The organism is uncultured Maritalea sp. (assembly GCF_937139385.1).
GTDB lineage: Bacteria > Pseudomonadota > Alphaproteobacteria > Rhizobiales > Devosiaceae > Maritalea > Maritalea porphyrae_A.
Genome location: NZ_CAKZPW010000215.1, coordinates 1 through 4,529, shown reverse-complemented (window position 1 = coordinate 4,529; position 4,529 = coordinate 1). Strand labels below are relative to the sequence as shown.

At 51.5% G+C, this 4,529-nt stretch carries 6 protein-coding genes; 2 read left to right on the top strand and 4 right to left on the bottom strand.

Annotated elements, in window-relative coordinates; all coding sequences use genetic code 11:
• Positions 1-120: 120 nt before the first annotated feature.
• Positions 121-840 (bottom strand): YafY family protein, encoded by a 720-nt coding sequence (locus Q0231_RS09235; protein WP_299347301.1) that lies wholly within the window; start codon positions 838-840, stop codon positions 121-123.
• A 184-nt stretch (positions 841-1,024) separates the two neighbouring features.
• Between Q0231_RS09235 and Q0231_RS09230 the strand changes: the two genes are divergently transcribed.
• On the top strand, positions 1,025-1,963 hold the full coding sequence (locus Q0231_RS09230; RefSeq protein WP_299347300.1) for an alpha/beta hydrolase: 939 nt from the start codon (positions 1,025-1,027) through the stop codon (positions 1,961-1,963).
• Between the two features lie 144 nt (positions 1,964-2,107).
• On the top strand, positions 2,108-2,812 hold the full coding sequence (locus Q0231_RS09225; protein WP_299347299.1) for a hypothetical protein: 705 nt from the start codon (positions 2,108-2,110) through the stop codon (positions 2,810-2,812).
• Positions 2,813-2,946: 134 nt separating this feature from the next.
• On the opposite strand, the gene trmD is transcribed toward Q0231_RS09225, so the two are convergent.
• From trmD to Q0231_RS09210, 3 genes are all read right to left on the bottom strand, one after another.
• A complete protein-coding gene (trmD, locus tag Q0231_RS09220) occupies positions 2,947-3,642 on the bottom strand; it encodes a tRNA (guanosine(37)-N1)-methyltransferase TrmD (protein WP_299347298.1) in 696 nt (231 codons plus the stop codon).
• 10 nt (positions 3,643-3,652) lie between these two features.
• Positions 3,653-4,207: a ribosome maturation factor RimM gene (gene rimM / locus Q0231_RS09215; protein ID WP_269393440.1), complete on the bottom strand. Its 555-nt coding sequence runs from the start codon at positions 4,205-4,207 to the stop codon at positions 3,653-3,655.
• Positions 4,208-4,239: 32 nt separating this feature from the next.
• Positions 4,240-4,529, bottom strand: a 290-nt coding sequence (locus Q0231_RS09210) for a 30S ribosomal protein S16 (protein ID WP_299347297.1), incomplete at its 5' end; no start/stop codon positions are given.

The following is a 4,529-nucleotide window of genomic DNA, read 5'->3' as shown; positions in this document are numbered from 1 at the left end:
TGGTGCAAATCGACATTGGCTCGCGGGATAGTTGGGTGCATGAGCCCTTCGCGGTCCTCATCCTGAGCGTGTTGAAGGATGAGGGTTGTTCCCGGCGCGATCCCTGCTTCGGGGGCAGCGTCAGCGCGGGAGGTTGCGAATGGGGGAAACGTTGGCTGCGAAGGGCACATGTCGGCGTCGAAAGCTTTGGTCTGGCACGCATTGGGGGGTGCTGATCCGGTCCATGCGAAAATGGCGGAAGGCGTTGCGGGTTGGGTCATAGGCCACCAAGTACCAAAGTGGGGGTAAGATCAGCATAGCTTGTGGCTCTACATTACGTTGGGTCTGGGCCCCATTTGCATCACAATATTGAAACCGCAGGTGGCATTTTTTCAGAAAAGCGGTTTCAAAAGCGGGCAGTAGCGCAGGGTCCATGGCGCCCATATCCGAAATGTCCACGAGGGGGGAAAGCTCTCCCACATACAAGCAATCTAAAAACCGGCGTAAATCGCGAATTTTATCGGATGGCAAGGCCTTTTCAATTTTGGCCAGTCCAGCATCGGCGAGGTTGGAAAAGGGCAGGTTGCCCGCCGCCCGCATGGAGGCAACGCTGATGAGCAGCGCAAACACTTCGGCAACCGACAATCGGGGCGTGGTTTGAAGTGATTGGGGGTCGAGTTGTAAGCCGCCCCCGCGCCCGGGTTCTGAGTGGATGATAAAACCTTCATCGCGCAGTGCGCTAATGTCGCGCAAAATGGTGCGCCGTGACGCGCCAACTTCTTCTGCCAAGTCAGCAATTGTTGAAGTGCCATTGCGGCGAAGGCTGCGCACGATAGCGTCTAAGCGAAGGCGAATGTTCATTTCAGGGTTCTACCATTTAATGGTGCCAGTATTTGGCACCATTAGGTTTTAGGCAATGCTTGTTCGCGTAGGCAAGGGGATTTTTTTCTTGTCACGCCCATTTCAAACCCCTCCGGAGCAAAACTGTGTTGCCCTAAACAAGGGCGATATTTGTTCTTGAGAAAAAGTAAAAAAGAGAAATGCCATGTCCATTCCAATCGATTTTCCTCAGCCCACGCTTATTTCTCTCAATGGCGTAGAACTTGAAGTCTTTGAAGCAGGTCGCAAAAACAAAGGAAATCCAATTGTCCTTTGTCACGGCTGGCCAGAACACGCCTTTTCATGGCGGTATCAAGTGCCAGCGCTTGTTGATGCGGGTTACCATGTGATCGTTCCAAATCAGCGTGGGTTTGGCGCTTCGTCTTCTCCTTCTGAGGTGACAGACTTCGATATTGAGCATTTGGCAGGCGATCTGATCGCGCTGCTTGATCATTTTGACTATGAAAAGGCGACCTTTGTTGGTCATGATTGGGGCGCTGCGGTGGTTTGGGGGCTGACTTTGTTGCACCCAAGCCGGGTGGATAAAGTCATCAACTTGGCTTTGCCCTATCAAGAACGCGGTGACATGCCATGGATTGAAATGATGGAAGCCCTATTTGGCGCAGATTTCTATTTTGTGCATTTTAACCGACAGGTTGGCGTTGCTGACGCTATTTTGGACCAGAACACGCACCAATTCCTGCGCAATATGTTCCGCAAAAACGTGCCCTTAACCCCGCCAGAGCCCGGCATGATGATGATTAATCTCGCCAACGCAAAAACACCTTTGGGCGACCCTTTGATGAGTGGAGCTGAATTGGCGGTTTTTGTTACTGCATTTGAACAATCAGGATTTACGGGCGGCATAAATTGGTATCGAAACCTTGATCGAAACTGGCATTTGTTGGCAAAGGCCGACCCAATTATTCAACATCCCGCCCTCATGATTTATGGTGATCGGGATATGGTTGCCAAGTCGGAAAACCTTAAGGATTTTGTGCCGAACGTTGATGTGGTCAACCTTGATTGTGGCCATTGGATTCAACAAGAAAAGCCACAAGAAACAAATCACGCGATCCTTAATTGGCTGCAATCGCAGGATTGACCTGCCCATCCGCGCTTCCCTCCCACATAAAGGGGGGAGGCGTGCTTTTTGCCTCTTTGCGCATCTGAGCAAAAAGAGCATGGCGACAAATGTGCGGTTCGGTTAAGTTCACTTGCCTCAATGTTTTAAAGCGAAACGAATATTATGTCGGACAAATTTCAAGAAATTTTACAACAATTTATGCCCAAAACGGAAGAAAAAACCTATGGCGCGCTTTACCAATATTGCACTAGCGGCCAAATGAATGAAGATAAAGCAGCGCGGGCGTTTGAAGTGTTTGTGGCCTGGTTTGATGCGCAAGAAGAGCCGCTTGCTCAAAGCTATGGATTGCTCATTTTGGGTGGTCTAATTGACAGTGGACAGTTGAAGGTCCGCGCGCAGATTTTAGCCTTTTTTGTTGAGCGGGCTGGGTTGGTCAGTGACTATTCTGTGCTCGATGATGACAATCGATTTTTGCATTTTCTAAGTCACTTTGCATATTTGGCGGGGTCATGTGTTGAGCACTTAAATGACAAGATCGACGGTTTGAACGGTGTCGTTTCCGCGCTGGTTGATTTGTATTTGCGCGCACCAACGGCTTTGTGGTGCGGCGAAGAAATGCTGGTGGCGAACTTATCTGAGGCGGCTTTTGCGGCTTTGTTGGTCCGGTTAAACCCTGAAGTGGTGATGCAGGACGCTGACAATTGGGATGATGCAGCGATGATGCGTTGGCAAGATGCTGTGGTGCACGAGAACCACAAGCGGCAATTGGTGATGGCACTTCATGGGATGAATGTAAAACTGGCGCGAAAGCCGGCAGAAATGTTTGCGCCGATCATTGGGGCGCATTATGCTGGCAAGTTTGGCTAAGGGGGGAACCATGTTGGGCGTGAAATTGGTCCCGGCTCGGGGGCCGGGACGGTGCGCGCAGGGTTCTAAATCGCACCATCTCGCACTTGATGCGGGATCGTTCTGTCAGGTTTTACGTTTTGAGCCGCCATCAGCTAAATCTTGCTTTTAAACTTTTCCCACAAATCTGGGCGGCGAGCTTTGGTTAGTTGCTCAGATTGTTCTTGGCGCCATTGATCAAGCTTTTTGTGGTCGCCACTGGTCACTACGTCGGGGATGGGCACGCCTTCAAATTCGGCAGGGCGGGTATATTGAGGATATTCGAGCAAGCCATTTTCAAAGCTTTCGTCCATTTCGCTTTCGTTCGAGCCCATAACGCCGGGCAATAGGCGCGTGGTGGCTTCCAGCAAGGTCATGGCCGCGACTTCGCCCCCGCATAATACATAATCGCCAACAGAGACTTCGATTAGGTTGCGCTGGTCGATGACGCGCTGGTCGATGCCTTCAAAACGGCCGCAAATGATCACGGCGCCGGGGCCTTTTGATAATTCGCGGGCATAGTCTTGGGTCAGCGGTTTGCCGCGCGGGCTCATCAAGAGACGCGGACGCGGGTCATTTGAGGGGGAAATATCATCAATCGCGCGGGCGAGAATGTCTGGCTTTAACACAAGGCCGGGGCCACCCCCTGCTGGGGTATCGTCGACCTTTTTGTGTTTGTCCTTCGCATAATCGCGCAATTGGGTGGCGGTTAAAGACCACAAGCCATTGTCCATGGCGCGGCCAATAATGGATGCACCAAGTGGGCCGGGAAACAGCTCTGGAAAAAGGGTGATGACGTCAGCGCGAAACATGGGGCTTGGCCTATTCGGGCTCGAACGCCTCTTCTTCATCGATCACAATGTCTGAAGGCATAATGATCGTGACATAGCCTTCAGCAATATTGATGGATGGGATAATGCGTTTGGTGAACGGCATCAGTTGGGAAGGGCCGCGCACAGGGCGCACCTCAAGAATGTCGCCAGCGCCGTGATTTTGGATCGCGGTAATCGTGCCATATTTATTGCCGTCTTCGTAGCGGGCTTCCAAGCCAATCAGGTCCGCTTGGTAAAACTCGTCTTCGTCTTCCATTTCTGGCAATTGGTCGCGATTGACGTAGAGTTTTACGCCATTGAGCGCTTCTGCGGCGGTGCGATCAGCTATGCCCGAAATAGAGGCAACGATTACCGATTTGTTCAACCGGGCTTTTTTGATGGTGATCTCTAAACCGGGTCGGTTGGTGCTCAAAGGCGAATAGTTTTTGATCGCCAAAGGGTCTTCGGTGTGGGATTTAATCCGCACTTGGCCCTGAATGCCATGGGCAGCACCAATCTGGCCCATAAGAACCCGACTTTTGAATTTCTTTTCAGTGCTGTCCATGACTTATTTCCTTCAAGAAGCGTTAGAGTGGATTACTCAGCCGCTGCTTCTTCTGCTGGTGCTGCTGCGGCTTCAGCTGCGGCGGCGGCTTCTGCAGCTGCTGCTTCTTTGGCATCTTCTTCAGCTTGACGTTTTTCTTCTAAACGTTCTTGGGCTTTTTTGCCTGGAAGACCTTTGTTTGGATTGCTTTTCTCGCCGCGCTTCAAAAGACCAGCTGCGTCGAGGAAACGGTGTACGCGGTCAGTTGGCTGCGCGCCGTTTGCAAGCCAGTGCTGAATGCGTTCTTCGTCAAGCTTAACACGGCCTTCTGCATCTTTTGGCA

Coding starts and splice junctions, on each gene's coding strand:
- Q0231_RS09235 (WP_299347301.1), bottom strand. CDS start 840: ATGAACATTCGCCTTCGCTTAGACGCTATCGTGCGCAGCCTTCGCCGC.
- trmD (WP_299347298.1), bottom strand. CDS start 3,642: ATGTTTCGCGCTGACGTCATCACCCTTTTTCCAGAGCTGTTTCCCGGC.
- rimM (WP_269393440.1), bottom strand. CDS start 4,207: ATGGACAGCACTGAAAAGAAATTCAAAAGTCGGGTTCTTATGGGCCAG.
- Q0231_RS09225 (WP_299347299.1), top strand. CDS start 2,108: ATGTCGGACAAATTTCAAGAAATTTTACAACAATTTATGCCCAAAACG.
- Q0231_RS09230 (WP_299347300.1), top strand. CDS start 1,025: ATGTCCATTCCAATCGATTTTCCTCAGCCCACGCTTATTTCTCTCAAT.